This is a genomic window from Leptolyngbya sp. PL-A3, assembly GCF_039962325.1.
In the GTDB taxonomy this organism is placed as follows: domain Bacteria; phylum Cyanobacteriota; class Cyanobacteriia; order Elainellales; family Elainellaceae; genus Vacuolonema.
In genome coordinates, this window is sequence record NZ_JAMPLB010000002.1 from 169,302 (window position 1) to 183,815 (window position 14,514).

14 protein-coding genes and 1 tRNA gene are annotated in these 14,514 nt (G+C 50.9%); 5 read left to right on the forward strand and 10 right to left on the reverse strand.

All coding sequences use genetic code 11. The annotated features are described in order from the left end of the window. Positions 1-167: 167 nt before the first annotated feature. Positions 168-1,625 carry a F0F1 ATP synthase subunit beta gene (gene atpD, locus NDI52_RS02460; protein WP_190774666.1) on the reverse strand — a complete coding sequence of 486 codons (1,458 nt, stop codon included), beginning with the start codon at positions 1,623-1,625 and terminating at the stop codon, positions 168-170. A 288-nt stretch (positions 1,626-1,913) separates the two neighbouring features. Between atpD and NDI52_RS02465 the strand changes: the two genes are divergently transcribed. Together NDI52_RS02465 and NDI52_RS02470 are read left to right on the forward strand one after the other, a co-directional pair. Next, positions 1,914-1,984 (forward strand) — tRNA-Gly (locus NDI52_RS02465). A gap of 298 nt (positions 1,985-2,282) precedes the next feature. Continuing rightward, a complete protein-coding gene (locus NDI52_RS02470; protein ID WP_190774665.1) occupies positions 2,283-2,462 on the forward strand; it encodes a hypothetical protein in 180 nt (59 codons plus the stop codon). A 3-nt stretch (positions 2,463-2,465) separates the two neighbouring features. On the opposite strand, the gene NDI52_RS02475 is transcribed toward NDI52_RS02470, so the two are convergent. From NDI52_RS02475 to NDI52_RS02495, 5 genes are all read right to left on the reverse strand, one after another. Next, entirely contained in the window at positions 2,466-3,434 is a 969-nt protein-coding gene (locus NDI52_RS02475) for a protochlorophyllide reductase (protein WP_190774664.1), read from the reverse strand. A 360-nt stretch (positions 3,435-3,794) separates the two neighbouring features. Beyond that, positions 3,795-4,112 carry an NIL domain-containing protein gene (locus NDI52_RS02480; RefSeq protein WP_190774663.1) on the reverse strand — a complete coding sequence of 106 codons (318 nt, stop codon included), beginning with the start codon at positions 4,110-4,112 and terminating at the stop codon, positions 3,795-3,797. An 80-nt stretch (positions 4,113-4,192) separates the two neighbouring features. Next, a complete protein-coding gene (cysW, locus tag NDI52_RS02485) occupies positions 4,193-5,074 on the reverse strand; it encodes a sulfate ABC transporter permease subunit CysW (RefSeq protein WP_190774662.1) in 882 nt (293 codons plus the stop codon). After that, positions 5,064-5,921: a sulfate ABC transporter permease subunit CysT gene (cysT, locus tag NDI52_RS02490; RefSeq protein WP_190774661.1), complete on the reverse strand. Its 858-nt coding sequence runs from the start codon at positions 5,919-5,921 to the stop codon at positions 5,064-5,066. The genes cysW and cysT overlap by 11 nt, the downstream gene beginning before the upstream one ends. Positions 5,922-6,099: 178 nt before the next feature. Then, entirely contained in the window at positions 6,100-7,269 is a 1,170-nt protein-coding gene (locus NDI52_RS02495; RefSeq protein WP_190774660.1) for a sulfate ABC transporter substrate-binding protein, read from the reverse strand. 279 nt (positions 7,270-7,548) lie between these two features. Between NDI52_RS02495 and NDI52_RS02500 the strand changes: the two genes are divergently transcribed. Continuing rightward, positions 7,549-8,586: a TOBE-like domain-containing protein gene (locus NDI52_RS02500; RefSeq protein ID WP_190774659.1), complete on the forward strand. Its 1,038-nt coding sequence runs from the start codon at positions 7,549-7,551 to the stop codon at positions 8,584-8,586. A 49-nt stretch (positions 8,587-8,635) separates the two neighbouring features. Here NDI52_RS02500 and NDI52_RS02505 read toward each other — a convergent pair whose 3' ends face one another. After that, positions 8,636-9,241, reverse strand: a complete 606-nt coding sequence (locus NDI52_RS02505) for a GIY-YIG nuclease family protein (protein ID WP_190774658.1) — start codon at positions 9,239-9,241, stop codon at positions 8,636-8,638. A gap of 22 nt (positions 9,242-9,263) precedes the next feature. Here NDI52_RS02505 and NDI52_RS02510 point away from each other — a divergent pair, with 22 nt between their 5' ends. Together NDI52_RS02510 and NDI52_RS02515 are read left to right on the forward strand one after the other, a co-directional pair. Then, positions 9,264-9,470, forward strand: a complete 207-nt coding sequence (locus NDI52_RS02510; protein ID WP_190774657.1) for a hypothetical protein — start codon at positions 9,264-9,266, stop codon at positions 9,468-9,470. A 206-nt stretch (positions 9,471-9,676) separates the two neighbouring features. Continuing rightward, positions 9,677-10,714, forward strand: coding sequence for a DUF1611 domain-containing protein (locus NDI52_RS02515; protein WP_190774656.1), 1,038 nt, complete (start codon positions 9,677-9,679; stop codon positions 10,712-10,714). A gap of 220 nt (positions 10,715-10,934) precedes the next feature. Here the strand turns inward: NDI52_RS02515 and NDI52_RS02520 are convergent, their stop codons facing one another. The 3 genes from NDI52_RS02520 to NDI52_RS02530 form a co-directional block, all read right to left on the reverse strand. Then, positions 10,935-11,414: an AAA family ATPase gene (locus NDI52_RS02520; protein WP_199307973.1), complete on the reverse strand. Its 480-nt coding sequence runs from the start codon at positions 11,412-11,414 to the stop codon at positions 10,935-10,937. A gap of 18 nt (positions 11,415-11,432) precedes the next feature. After that, positions 11,433-12,722 carry a glucose-1-phosphate adenylyltransferase gene (locus tag NDI52_RS02525; protein WP_190770128.1) on the reverse strand — a complete coding sequence of 430 codons (1,290 nt, stop codon included), beginning with the start codon at positions 12,720-12,722 and terminating at the stop codon, positions 11,433-11,435. A 125-nt stretch (positions 12,723-12,847) separates the two neighbouring features. Continuing rightward, on the reverse strand, positions 12,848-13,942 hold the full coding sequence (locus NDI52_RS02530) for a patatin-like phospholipase family protein (protein ID WP_190770127.1): 1,095 nt from the start codon (positions 13,940-13,942) through the stop codon (positions 12,848-12,850). Positions 13,943-14,514 lie beyond the last annotated feature (572 nt).

A 14,514-nucleotide genomic window follows, 5' to 3' on the forward strand; every position in this document is an offset into this window, starting at 1 on the left:
AGAAGTGAACGAAAAGTTAGCTCTGCTGGGGGCAATACGAGAAACCTGTCGGGAAGAAGCATTTGATCCCCCAATCCTCCTTACATCAGGAGGAGCCGCTTCCGGAAACCCCCTTTGCAAGGGAGATTGGGGATTCCCGTTAGAGAATCCCCAATAAGAGGCAAGAATTACTTACCTTCAGCTTTCATCTTGTCAGCTTTGGCGATCGCTTCGTTGATGTCGCCCACCATGTAGAAGGCTTGCTCAGGCAGCTCATCCAGCTCACCGCTGAGGATCATCTTGAAGCCCTTGATGGTGTCTTCCAGCTTCACGTACTTACCGGGGGAGCCGGTGAATACTTCAGCCACGAAGAAGGGCTGAGACAGGAAGCGCTCAATCTTACGGGCTCGAGCCACAACCTGACGATCATCTTCCGACAGTTCATCCAGACCCAGAATGGCGATGATGTCTTGCAGTTCTTTGTAACGCTGGAGAGTGGACTGCACCGCACGAGCCACGTCATAGTGGTCGCCGCCCACGATACCGGGCTGCAACATGGTGGAGGTAGAACCGAGGGGATCCACAGCGGGATAGATACCCTTGGAAGCCAGACCCCGAGACAGCACGGTGGTACCGTCCAGGTGAGCGAAGGTAGTGGCAGGAGCGGGGTCAGTCAAGTCGTCCGCAGGAACGTAAACGGCTTGAATGGAGGTGATTGAACCTTCGGTGGTGGAGGTAATCCGCTCTTGCAGGTCACCTACGTCAGTACCGAGGGTGGGCTGGTAACCTACCGCAGAAGGCATCCGGCCCAACAGAGCGGATACTTCAGAACCGGCCTGTACGAATCGGAAAATGTTGTCAACGAACAGCAGTACGTCTTGCTTGTTCACGTCACGGAAGTACTCCGCCATGGTCAAACCAGACAGACCAACACGCATCCGGGCTCCGGGTGGTTCGTTCATCTGACCATACACCAACGCGATCTTAGACGCGTTCAGATCGTTAGGGTTGATTACCCCAGATTCGATCATTTCGTTGTAAAGGTCATTCCCTTCACGGGTCCGCTCACCCACACCGGCGAACACCGACACACCCCCGTGCTGGGTAGCGATGTTGTTAATCAATTCCATCATGATCACGGTTTTGCCTACACCGGCACCACCGAACAGACCAATCTTTCCACCTCGACGGTAGGGGGTCAGCAGGTCAACCACTTTAATCCCGGTTTCGAATACGGAAGGCTTGGTCTCCAGGTCAGTCAGCTTGGGAGCTTCACGGTGGATGGGCAAGGTCTCCGACACGTCGACGGGGCCTTTCTCATCTACAGGCTCACCCAGTACGTTGAAAATCCGGCCCAGGGTTACTTTGCCGACGGGAACGCTGATAGGAGCGCCACTATCCACAACTTCCATGCCCCGTACCAGACCGTCGGTAGAGCTCATGGCTACCGCGCGGATCTGGTGGTCTCCCAGAAGCTGCTGCACTTCGCAGGTAACTGAAACTTCGTTCCCGGTCGCATTTTGCCCCCGAACGACTAACGCGTTATAAATTTTTGGCATCTGGCCGCTGGGAAACTTTGCGTCCACAACGGGGCCAATAACCTGAGTGAGGTAGCCAACGTTTGTTTTCTCTGCTGTGGTGACCATGCTTACGCCTACTGCTTATCTGCTTTTGAGGGGTAAAGTGACAGATTTAACATACTGTAAAATTGCCACTTTTCAGCTTATCACCAAAGGTTACCGAAATTTTTCAGCTTCCCGTTGACAGCAAGGTTTGGCGCACATTCATGATCCCAGGTGGGGGCTGCGATCGCCTTCACACCCACCGTTCTCAACATTTCTCTCCATGCATAAGGATAATTTTCGAGAGTAATAGAAATACTCATTGACATAAGCGGTGAGGGTTATGCTACACTAGCTAAGGCAAGCAAATTTGCGGGCATAGTTTAGTGGTAAAACCTTAGCCTTCCAAGCTAATGATCGCGGTTCGATTCCGCGTGCCCGCTTTGAAAACACGATGTAATTCTTCAACATCATCCTGACCCAAGCATCAGGGCGAAACCTAAAGCATAGGTGTTCTCATTCAGTTGCCTCAATAGCGAACAGAATGAGTGAACAGCTTAATGAACTCAGGTGCTGGTTTACCTCTCTGTGCCAACCTCCTAACACAAGCGCCGCTGTCTCTACCGCACTGGCGCTTTCCTTGTAGCCCAGGGGGACGGCAATTGGCTCGCTGTCTCTTGGAAATGGCCCAAGCAATAGAAGGCATTAAACATTCTCCGACCTGAACGTTTGTATGAGGGTATGAATATTACTGGAATGAATGGCTTAACAGAGGCGCAGAAGGCCACACTGAAGGTGTTGGGAGCGATCGCCAGTGTCGCTTCAAAGCTGTCTCGTTTGTGCAACAATAAAGAGAGTGTGGCAATGCCACACTCTCTTTTTGTATCAGTGGACCTGGCGATCGCTCTTACAAAAGCTTGACGCTTAAGCTAAGCCCACCAGCTTCTCGCTCAGTTCCCACAACCGTCCGGCCTTTTGGGTGTCCTGCGCTTCGTCAGACAACTCCTGATCGAAGGAGCGACGACCGGGCTTCTGACGGTTACCCCAACTCCAGTACACTCCAGATTGGCGGAATTCGGAGTCGGCAGTCACCTGGGCTACCCGCTCTCCAGCGAGTTCCTGAGTTACGTAACCGCCAGTGACATTCTTTTGGAACCAGGGGAAAATTGTGCGGAACAGCGGATAGTGATTGCGGAACAGCGGCGTATCAGCCACACAACCGGGATAGAGGGAGCTGAAGGTAATCCCAGTATCCTTGCTATAGCGGCGGTGGAGTTCCAGCATCGTCAGCACATTGCACAGCTTGCTGTCTTTATACGCCTTACCGGACTTGAACTTCTTCCCATCGATCATGGCGATCGGCGCTTTGAAGCCCTGAACAAAGCCATCCAGTTCGCCCAGGTCTGGGGGAGCAGGAATAGGAATCTTGCCACCCAGTTCTTTCGGGTTAGCCGTTACCGTACCCAGAATGATCAGGCGCTTATCTGCGGCGGGAGAACTCTTCAGGTCATCCAGCATCAGGTTACAAAGCAGGAAGTGACCCAGGTGATTGGTAGCCACGCTCAACTCATAGCCATCGGCGCTACGCTGGGGTTCTTTTTCGATGGGTAGGTAGACGGCAGCGTTGCAGACTAAGGCATCGAGCGATCGCCCCGTCCCACGAAACTCTTCTACAAACGTGCGTACACTCGCCAACGATGCCAGATCCAGGTGCAGGATGGAATAGTTGCTCTCTGGTATCCCAACTTCCTGAGCGGCGGCTTTTGCCTTGTCCAGGTTGCGGCAGGCCATCACTACATGCCATCCCCGGTTGGCCATTGCTTTCGCGGCGTATAGACCAACCCCCGAGGAGGCTCCAGTAATTACAACGGTTGACTTCCGATCGTTTTCCATTCTCGTAAGACTCTATTTCAATCGCCGTTTACTAATGTCGAGAAAGTGCCTGGATCGAAATCCGGGGTTTCCAACCGCAGAGCAGTTGACGGTGCCAAATGCTCCACGGTTTTACAGGATAGGGGGAAAGGGGATCCGTTGTAGCGATCTCGTAATCTCCAGTAACAGAAACGTTAGTTTTATCAACATTCAGTAATATGCCTCATAGGTACTCGAAAACGCCCCTTTTGGCGTGCGCGAAACGCACGCCAAAAGGGGCACCTCAACTTATCCCGAACCCAGGTTCCTTAAATCGGAAGAGGCTATAAAACAAAGAGCGGGGACAAAGCCCCCACTCTTGGTTGCTAGAAATCTAACGCCCTACCAGCCGCCGTCGTGGTTATCTGATTCCTGCCAGATCTCTACGCCCAAATCATTGAGATGCAGAATACCGTTATTAATCTGCTCTGTTGCTCCCTTTAGCTCCAGATCAAACCACCCACTGTCGGTGCCCTGACCACTGAGTTGTGCAGCCAAAATATTAACCGTCAGCCCGTATTGGGTGATGAGCACTGAGAGCACCGGATCCTGCCGATATTCTGCCGGAATTCTCACGCGCAATCGGACATGACCTCGATGCCTACCGTCACTCGACAGTTGATTGGGATCGATGGGCTCAAGGGATTCGACAGAAATCATGAGGGCCTCCAGGAGTAACGATAAGGAGTGATGCCAAGCTAAATGTCTTTCTAACCGAGAAGCCGAGAACAACCTGACGATTAGCCTTCCTTAATTTGGGTTCTGCGCTCTAAAATTTCTTTCAAAATAATCGTGACTACGGCTAGCAACGCTAAAACCACAGCGGCAGAATAAGCAGCCTGGCTTTGGTATTGCACATGGGCTTCTTCTACAAACAGGGGCAGGGTTTGTGTTTTACCCGTAATGTTGCCCGAAACAACGGAGATCGCCCCGAATTCACCCATAGCACGGGCATTGGTCAATAGAATGCCGTATAGCAAGCTCCACCGAATGGAAGGTAACGTTACCCGCCAGAGTACTTGCCAGCTATTTGCTCCCAAGGTTTTGGCCGCTTCTTCCTGATCAGTGCCCGCATCTTCCAAGGCTGGTAAAACTTCCCGAGCGACAAAGGGAAGCGTCACAAAAGCAGAGGCCAGAACCATCCCAGGAACCGCAAAAATGATCTTGATGTTGTTTGCATCTAACAATGGGCCAAACCATCCGTTTCGGCCATAGAGCAACACAATCATCAGACCCGCAACCACTGGAGAGATCGAGAAAGGCAAGTCAATAAGGCTCAGCAGCAGAGTACGGCCGCGGAAGGTTTTATGGGCGATCGCCAACGCCGCACACAAGCCAAACACCGTATTGAGGGGAACGGCGACCACCGCCATGATCAGGGTGAGTTTTGCCGCATGAAGAAACTTGCGATCGGTTAGGGATTCAAAAAATCCTCCCAATCCCCCACTAAATGCCTGTACAAAAACGTTCAGGGCGGGAACAAAGAGCACTAATGTCAAATAAACCGCGACGGAAGCAATTAAAGCCCATTTAACCCACTCTCGTTTGCCCTGAACCTTAGCGTGAGGCCCGGGTGCTGTAGTAGCCGCCGCCTTAGTATTGAGTCCAAGTTTAATCGTCATAGCGCCGTCCCCAGGCTTGCAGAAGGTTAATCACAATCAGCGCAGCCAGGGAAATCAGCAGCAACACCGCCCCAACCACTGTTGCCCCAGCATAGTCAAATTGCTCTAACCGTTGAAACACTAATACAGGAGCAATTAAGTCTTGAAATGGCAAATTACCGGAGATGATTACGACGGAGCCGAATTCACCAACAGCTCGGGAAAAACCCAATGCCACGCCCGTCAAAACAGCGGGTAACAGGGGGGGTAGAACAACACGCCAGAAAGTTTGCCAGTCGGATGCCCCTAAACTCCAGGCCGCTTCTTCCATCTCCGGCTCCATTTCCTGAAGCACAGGCTGCACCGTGCGTACAACGAAGGGCAAAGAAATAAAGATCATGGCAACCAACACCCCTAATCGGGTGAAGGAAACCTTAATACCAAAGGGTTCGAGTAATGAGCCAATCCAACCAACATTGCTGTAGACCGTGGAGAGGGTTAGACCTGCTACAGCAGTAGGCAGGGCAAAGGGTAAGTCAATCATGGCGTCCAGGAAACGACGGCCGGGGAATTTGTAGCGGACTAATACCCAGGCTGTCGCCATTCCTGCAACACCATTGATGGCAGCAGCCACAAGGGCTGTAAAGAAGGTGACTTCATAAGCCGAAATCGCAACGGGATCGGTGGCGATCGCCCACATTTGAGCAGGTGACAGGCTACTGGTTCTCAGGAACAAAGCTGCCATCGGTAGGAACAGCATGATCGTGAGATACAGCCAGGTCACACGCCAGGTCCAGGGGAGATGGATGGCACGGTGCAGGAATTGCCGGAGTGGTGAACCCGATGTGGGTGCAGAAGAGGCGGTCATAAATAACGCTGAAGATACGATAGAAAACCAAGAAGGGCAAAGGACAATTCGCTCCTCATTATCAAGCAAATCGTCCTTTGTCTTGATCAAGTCCGATTTCTAGGCTGTTTGAGTTGATAATTCGTGTGCCTTGCACACGAATTATCAAGCTTCTAGGGGTCCTCAATCGCCCTCTGGACTATTTCTTACCAATGGAGGCCTGAATTTTGTCAAAAATGGCCCCGTCATCAAAGAATTGCGCTTGAACTGTATCCCAACCACCCAAATCAGCCACAGTGAAGAGTTGCTTAATTTCAGGGTATTGGCTGGCAAATTCCTGGCTAACAGCTTTATCAACCGGACGGAAGCCTACCTTGGCAAACTCACGCTGCGCTTCGGGGGTATACAGAAACTCGACAAAGGCTTCGGCAACTTCACGGGTACCGTGCTTATCAACATTCGCATCAACCACGGCAATAGGGTTGTCGATTGAGATGTTGACATCAGGAATAATAAAGGTCGAATCCTCACCTTTCTGCTTCGCCAGCAGCACTTCGTTTTCGTAGTTGATCAGCACATCTCCCTGACCTCGGGCAAAAAATATGTCAGTAGACTCCCGAGCATCCTTAGCAAGGACAGGTACATTTTTATAGAGGTTCGTCACAAATTCTTCAGCTTTCGCCTCATCTCCCCCAGCCTGGGTTACAGCGCCCCAAGCTCCCAGAAAGTTCCAGCGAGCACCTCCAGAGGTTTTCGGGTTTGCTGTTACCACTTTTACATCATCCCGAGTCAGGTCTTCCCAACCTTGAATATTCTTGGGGTTACCATCCCGCACCACAAGGGCAGCAACGGATTTGGTAACAATGCCATCGTTGGGCGCTTCCTTCTCCCAACCGGGCTGAATCAGCCCTGCTTTTTCAATCTTTTTGGTGTCGAGAGCCAGAGCCAGAGCAACAACATCAGCTTCTAGGCCATCAATAACGGCACGAGTCTGGCTACCAGAACCGCCGTAACTCTGGTTGATGGTAACGTTCTGGTTATGCTCTGCCTTCCACTTCTCTACAAACAGAGGAATGATTTTTTCATAAGCCGCCTGAGTAACCGCAAAGGATACGAGGGTCAATTCTACGTCAGGCTTGGGAGATTCAGCAGACTGCGCATCGGGGCTTGCGCTACCTGCTTCTGTATTTGTGCCAGAATTCGTGCAGGATACAATTGCAAAGCTCATCGCCAAGCCGCTAAGGAATAGAGCAGTTCTTCTCTTAACGGGCCGAGAGGCAAAACGATTAACTGTTAAGTTGCTTGCTTCTTGAGCCTGGGGCGATCGCGCAGAAGATTTACCGAAGAACTTAAACCCAAACTGAACCATTGTTGCTAACTCCTAGAAAGCGGCGAATCTAACGATTTAGGTGGCGAGGCTAATTACTGAAAGGCTTGATACAAAGTACAAGGCAGACGCAAGAGGCATTTTCCTAGTACCCTGTATTTCACAATCACCATAAACCCTATCGGCTTATGAGTGTATCATGGCAAGAGGGGAATTCAAACAAAATGTAGCTTGTTTTTTTTAGGATGCAATTTTGATTGCATTTCGATAGAATTAGCCCGTTAGCCCCGCCACCATTGCTGGCTATCAAAAAAGAGGATTATGGGAATCAAAGTAGAAAATGTCTCCCGTCGTTTTGGAGATTTCCAGGCCGTCGATCAGGTCAGCTTAGAAGTTGAAACAGGTTCTCTAACAGCTTTGTTAGGCCCGTCTGGTTCTGGAAAATCTACGCTGCTGCGTCTGATTGCTGGCCTGGAAACATTAGATGAAGGCCGCATTTGGGTGACAGGGCGAGATACGACCCATCAAAGTGTGCAAGACCGCCACGTTGGGTTTGTGTTTCAGCACTACGCCCTGTTTAAGCATTTGACGGTACGGGAGAACATTGCCTTTGGCCTAGAAATTCATAAATGGCCTAAAAAACGGGTTAAGAATCGTGTTGATGAACTACTGGAATTAGTGCAATTGACGGGATTGGGTGATCGCTACCCCTCCCAACTCTCCGGTGGTCAGCGGCAACGGGTGGCCCTGGCTCGGGCGCTGGCGATTGAACCCAATGTGCTTCTACTGGATGAACCCTTTGGCGCGTTGGATACAAAAGTCCGCAAAGATCTGCGGAATTGGATTCGCCGACTGCATGATGAAGTTCATGTCACAACAGTTCTGGTAACCCATGACCAGGAAGAGGCCATGGAAATTGCCGATGAAATTGTGGTGATGAATAAAGGGCGGGTCGAACAAATTGGCTCTCCCGCCGAGATTTACGACCACCCGGCAACCCCGTTTGTCATGAGTTTCATTGGCCCGGTCAACGTACTGTCGGGCGCATCCCACTTAGTGCCAAGCCATTCGGCAGCGCGTGACAGCCAACGACTCTTCCTGCGTCCCCACGACGTTGTCATTCGTTCTGAACCGGAAGCAGGTACCCTTCCAGCTTCTGTGGAGCGGTTGATTCACCTAGGCCGTGAAATTCAGGTGGAATTGTCACTCGCCGATGGGCAATTTATAACAGCTCACCTTTCTCGCGAAAACTTTGACACCTTAGATTTGCGTCGGGCTCAGCAGGTATTTGTAAAGGCTCGTCGCGATCGCATCTTCAAGGATGTCGATGAGCGTCAGCTCGTCGCTATTCATTCCTAGACAAATTACAAAGAAAAACCGCACCTTAAGGTGCGGTTTTTCTTTGCGTTTAATCAGGGCTTTTCCCACCGGTAAAAGGTGTGCCCCAAAGAGTCCAGTTCTCCTTATTGAAGGGCGATCGCCACTTCAAAATCAATGCCAATTCCAACTGTTGCCGAGGTCGGGTAGCCTGTGGCGCGTGGGGCCAAAACGCAATGTTGAGCTGCGTGGGAATCTGGTGCGTGTAGTGGATCATCCGGTAGTTATCCAGGTATCGCTTACAGTCGTGCTCGCCTTTCCATCGCTGATTGGACTTCACCGTTTCCCCCACATACAGCAGCAAAGGAACCTCCTCGTCAATCACGAAATAGAGGGCAGAGGTTCCCGTGTCACTGGCTTGCCATCGCCAAAATTCCGTGTTCTGCCTGGGTAAGGTAAATGGATTTAAGCTATCTGCCTGGGTGGGAGTAGGTTCCAGGTCAAATAAACTGACCTGCGTTGGGGCCGGTTGCTCTCGCACCTGTTGCTGAAAGTCAAAGATACGCTGTTTCCAGCCTTGCAATGCTTCTGGGCTAATATCCAGCAGCATGGAGGGGGCATTAACCCGATAACTTCCCGACACATCTGCTGCCGAAAATAGAGACGGCTGTTCATACCGTGGCTCATATTGTGTCATAGCCCATCCCACACCACTAGATATGGCAGATCAGCGTAGCATACGAGCTGTTTTTGTAAAAGGGCTGGAACTTTGCGTCAGCAATTCTCATTTTGAACCTCAGTTCGGGTTAAGGGCTTTTTCGAGTGCCGCGCTTCGCGCGGCACTCGAAAAAGCCCATTATTGCGTGCGCGACGCGCACGCAATAATGGGTGGTTCGGCTTATCCCGAACTGACGTTTTTGAATTGAAGCCTGAAAATAGCCCGCCTTCTGCGGGCTATTTTCAGGCTTCAAAGCCGAGAGTTCGCGCCCGACGGGCGCAAACTCTCGGCTTTGAAGCTCATAATGAGAATTGCTGATTTTGCGTGCATAGGGTACACAAAATTCCAGCCCTTTTACAAAATCACTTCTAAGGATTCGCTAATCTAAATCAGAAAAGACGCTCAGGGAAACTTATGCTCAGTTCTGGCGATCGCGTAGCCATTTTGCTCCATGGGGGCACCACGACCAACCGGGGGAAAACTGGAATCTCATTACTTCGCTATAGCAACCTCCCCATCGTGGCTGTTATTGATCAAGACTGTGCCGGGGAAGACTTGACTCAATTAACTGGCATTGATCGCCCTATACCTATCGTCGCGTCTGTCGCAGATGCCCTCGCCTACGGCCCCACCGTACTCAGTATTGGCATTGCGCCCTCAGGTGGCGCACTACCCGACGCCTGGCGTGCAGAATTAAAGCAAGCGCTGGAGGCAGGGCTCTCCATCGTCAACGGCCTGCATACTCGTATGGCCCAGGAACCGGATCTGAAAGCTGCCCTTCAACCGGATCGCTGGATCTGGGACGTGCGCCAGGAGCCCACGGGGCTGACGGTTGGCAGTGGCAAGGCGCGATCGCTCCCCTGCCGCCGCGTTCTCACCGTAGGTACTGATATGAGTGTGGGCAAGATGTCCACCAGCCTGGAGCTACATCGGGCTTGCTCAGAACAGGGGATGCGATCGCGCTTCATTGCCACCGGGCAGACTGGGCTTATGTTGGGAGAGGATGGCATTCCTCTCGATGCAGTGCGCGTTGATTATGCCGCTGGAGCCGTCGAGCAGATGGTGATGAAGTATGGTCATGAGCACGACATTTTACATATTGAGGGCCAGGGTTCCTTCATGAACCCTGCCTCCACGGCCACCCTCCCTTTGATACGCGGGAGCCAACCCACTCACCTCATCCTGGTACACCGCGCCGGACAAACCCACATCCACAGTTTTCCAGACTTCCAAATCCCCTCCTTGCCAGCGGCCATTCAAGTCTACGAAACTATCGCCGCTGCCGGGGGCACATTCGCCCCCACAAAAGTTGTAGGAATTGCCCTGAATACATTCCACTTAGATGATGAAACCGCTCAGAAGGCGATCGCTCAAACCCAAGCAGAAATCGGTCTCCCCTGTACAGACGTCATTCGATATGGAGCGGCCCCTCTACTGAAAGCCATCCTGTAAAGAGGCTGACTTGATCGCGCTAAGCGCTTAGAGCGAGGAGAGTTTATTTTTGAAAAGCTGGGCTCCGCCCAGCTTTTCAAAAATAAACTCTCCTAATCAACCTGAGTTCGGGTTAAGGGCTTTTTCGAGGGGCGCGCAAAGCGCGCCCCTCGAAAAAGCCCATTTTGTAGTGTGCTTCACACACTACAAAATGGGCTTTTGAGCTTATCCCAAATTGAGGTTAATCAGATGACGTCAGGCTATCCGTGCATTGAGTGGGCATAAAATCTACTGTAATTAACGCATCCAACCCCTCTTCTAAACTGGGCCTTCCCCCTTCTAGCCGTCGATGCATGCGGCAAATGACATCAACTGGGACTTGACGCGATCGCCTCTGATTTCGCTCCAAACAAACCTCCAACGGCACATCCAACCAACAGGCCGTGACCCGCCTGAAACCCCAGCTACGAGCCAGGGCAATCAACTGACGTCGTGGGCGACGGACAACATTCGTCGCATCGTAGAGGGCTTTGCCGTGGGGGAGTTGGGCGATCGCCCGCAATTCTCGTTGCACCTCCCCCCATACCTGCGCCCAATTTCCCTGAATGGCCTCGTCACCATAAAGTTGAGCTCGGATGCGATCGGTCGAAACCCATGTCCAACCTTCTAAAGCAAATTGGGCTGCCAGGGTAGACTTTCCACTACCTGGCAACCCAATCATGATCAACAGTTGCGCCAACTAGATAATTGTCCCGTCTGGGATGCAGGCGTTCTTCGGAACAACAACGATGCCGCTGCGAATATAGAAGCCTTGAGCTTCACGATCCGCTTCTTCAACGTGATCCTTGTTGATGATCTGAACATCCGAGCCGATACAGGCGTTCTTATCAATGATGGCCTTACGAATCACGGTGTTAGAGCCAATACCCATCGGAGGCTTACCCGTGTTCTGGACAGTTTGACGTTCCACTAGAGGCTGATAGAAGTCGGCCCCCATAATCAGCGTGTCTTCAATAATGCTACCCGCTTCAACCCGAGAGCGAATACCGAGAATAGAGTGGCGAATCTGGCAATCCTTAATGATGCAGCCTTCGCCGATCATCGATTCGGTAATTTCGCAATTCAACAGTTTGCTGGGAGGCAGAGAGCGACCCCGGGTGTAGATAGGAGCTTCTTCATCGTAAAAGCTGAAAGGCGGCTGTGGCTGCCGGGTGAGAGCCAGGTTTGCGTCATAGAAAGCCTGGATCGTCCCGATGTCTTCCCAGTAGTCGTTAAACAGGTAGGCCTGAAGGTTGTAATCTTTTGCGGAATTGGGGATGACTTCCTTACCAAAGTCCGTATGCTCTGGCATCTTCTTCAACAAATCCACCAGCGCATCGCGCTTGAAAACATAGATACCCATGGACGCGATGTAAGGGCTTTGTTTCGCATCTTCAGGATTCAGCCCCAGGACGGTGGTATCCACCTGCATCTGCTTCAGGGCTTCCCCTTTGGGTTTTTCGCTGAAGTCTATGACGCGTCCATTATTATCAATCTTCATTAAACCGAAATCAGACGCCCGCTGCTCATCAATCGGAATCACTGAAAGGGTGATATCGGCGTTAGTTGAGCGGTGGTGTTCGATGAAATGGCAGTAGTCCATCCGGTAAAGGTGGTCACCGGAGAGAATCAGGTACTCATCCACATCGAACTCTTGGAACAACCAGATGTACTGGCGTACAGCGTCCGCAGTACCCTGAAACCAATTGGGGTTCTCGGGAGTTTGTTGAGCCGCCAGCACCTCGACAAATCCTTCATGAAAGTTGGAGAAATTGTAGGTGCGAGAAATATGGCGGTTCAACGACGCTGAGTTAAACTGCGTCAGAACGTAGATTTTGAAAATATCAGAATTAATACAGTTGCTCACAGGCACATCGATCAGCCGATACTTACCCGCCAACGGTACTGCCGGTTTGGCCCGCAATTTTGTGAGGGGATACAGGCGGGTACCTGCACCGCCTCCTAGAATAATGGCTAAAACTCTTTTCACCAGCGCCCCCTTAACCGTCTATTAAACGCTTATCAGTTTCACCAACAGTGTGGTACGCGACTGCGCAGTTTGCAAGGGGATCAGGGCAGAGAAATGGATTTTTCTTGAAAAAAGATTCAGCCCCTTTAGATAGACGCCAGATCATACCCGCGCAACTTCAGGTGCCTATCCCAAGACCACTCCTCCAGTAGAAATTTTTTGGTATCTCGATAACCGTTTATATAAAGGTAGTCTTTTGTCTCATTGCTGAGGTTGAATTCGGTGGCACTGACGCCTTCTGTATTGATGTGGATGACACGCCCCTGCCCATTGCGTTGCAGGTGATAGCGATCGCTCGCCTTCATCGCCGTTTGTAGAAGGGCCGAGAAGATATCGATAGCATTGCCAATTTTTTGCCGTTGCCCATCCTCTGAGAGCCGTAGCCCAAAGGTCGGCCAACGGGGGGGCTGGTTGGGGGAGGTGACGTCAAAAAGCCAAAGGGGAAAGTTACTGAGAATGCCACCATCCACAATGGTGCTATCACCCAATTTGCCGGGGGTGAAGAAGAAGGGAATACTCATGGATAAGCGTACTGCCTCGGCAACCTCAAACTCTAGCGATCGATCCAGGCCATCCTGAACCCGATACCCCTGGATACGCCGGTTCAAGTCATCTGGAAGCACCAGCATTTCCCCCAGACTAATATCCGAAACCACCACCTTCAGGGCACGGCCATCCCGCCAGGCAATGTCTTTAAAGGTACGGAGGCGATCGCCTAATACGTCCTGCAACCACCGCTTGAAGGGGTCAGTCGAATACTGCCCAAGTTTCTGGTTGGTTAGCAGGCCCAGGATCATGCCTATGGGCTTATCCAAATCATCCTTGGGGTCTCCATTCAGAATAAAGGGACTGGTTTTCTGCGGTAGAAAGGCCGCCAGATAATCCAACCCGCCGATGATTTGCTCTAAGGTATCAATGCCCAGATCAGCCACGACCAGAGTGGCCGTGATAGCTCCTGCTGATGTGCCTGCAACTTTTTTCCACTGAATCCCAACATCGTTAAAACAACGTAGCGCCCCCAGGAAAGCCGTTCCTTTAACACCTCCCCCCTCAAAAATCGCATCCGCACAGTACGTACCATCCTCCCGTTGAGGCAGCTTCGCCAAAATTGCGCTACGCTCAGCATCCGTCAGGGAGAGCTCTGCCTTCGCACGGGTTTTTACCGGGTCCCAAATAGGCATAGATAAATCCTCGAACAAATAAAATTTTATTTGAAGTTAATGAAAACACCTTTTTGAGTTGTGGGAACTTTAAGGTAGGTGCGACGGTAATCGGCATCACAGATTACAAGCCCCCTCACAAGCTCAAGCCATTTTTCTAGGCCTTTAAAAAGTGACGATTTCCTCTAACTTCATTGACCATATAACGCTATTTCTAGCAAGAATGCGCCTAATTGTGAAGGGATTGCAAGGAAAGATTCTTTTACATAAAGAAGTCATCAACAAGAAATTTTGAATCATTTTTTCACTTCAATTTCCTCCGTAATTTCACGAATTTAATTTACCTTACCTTCAAATAATTTTCCAATTCAGAGAGATTACTAGGAGAACAATTGTCAACAAACTTTTTTCTATAGCTTTTAGGGAGTTAAATTATCCAGCAGCCAAATAATCGAATCTGTACAGTTAAGACGAATAAAAGGATTATTCGTGATGAAGTCTTTATAGTTAGAGCCGGCGCATGAAATATTGGTGAAACCGCTGGAATCCCAAGGGTACCTGACCAAAAGAAAGGCCATAATCTCTAACAAGAG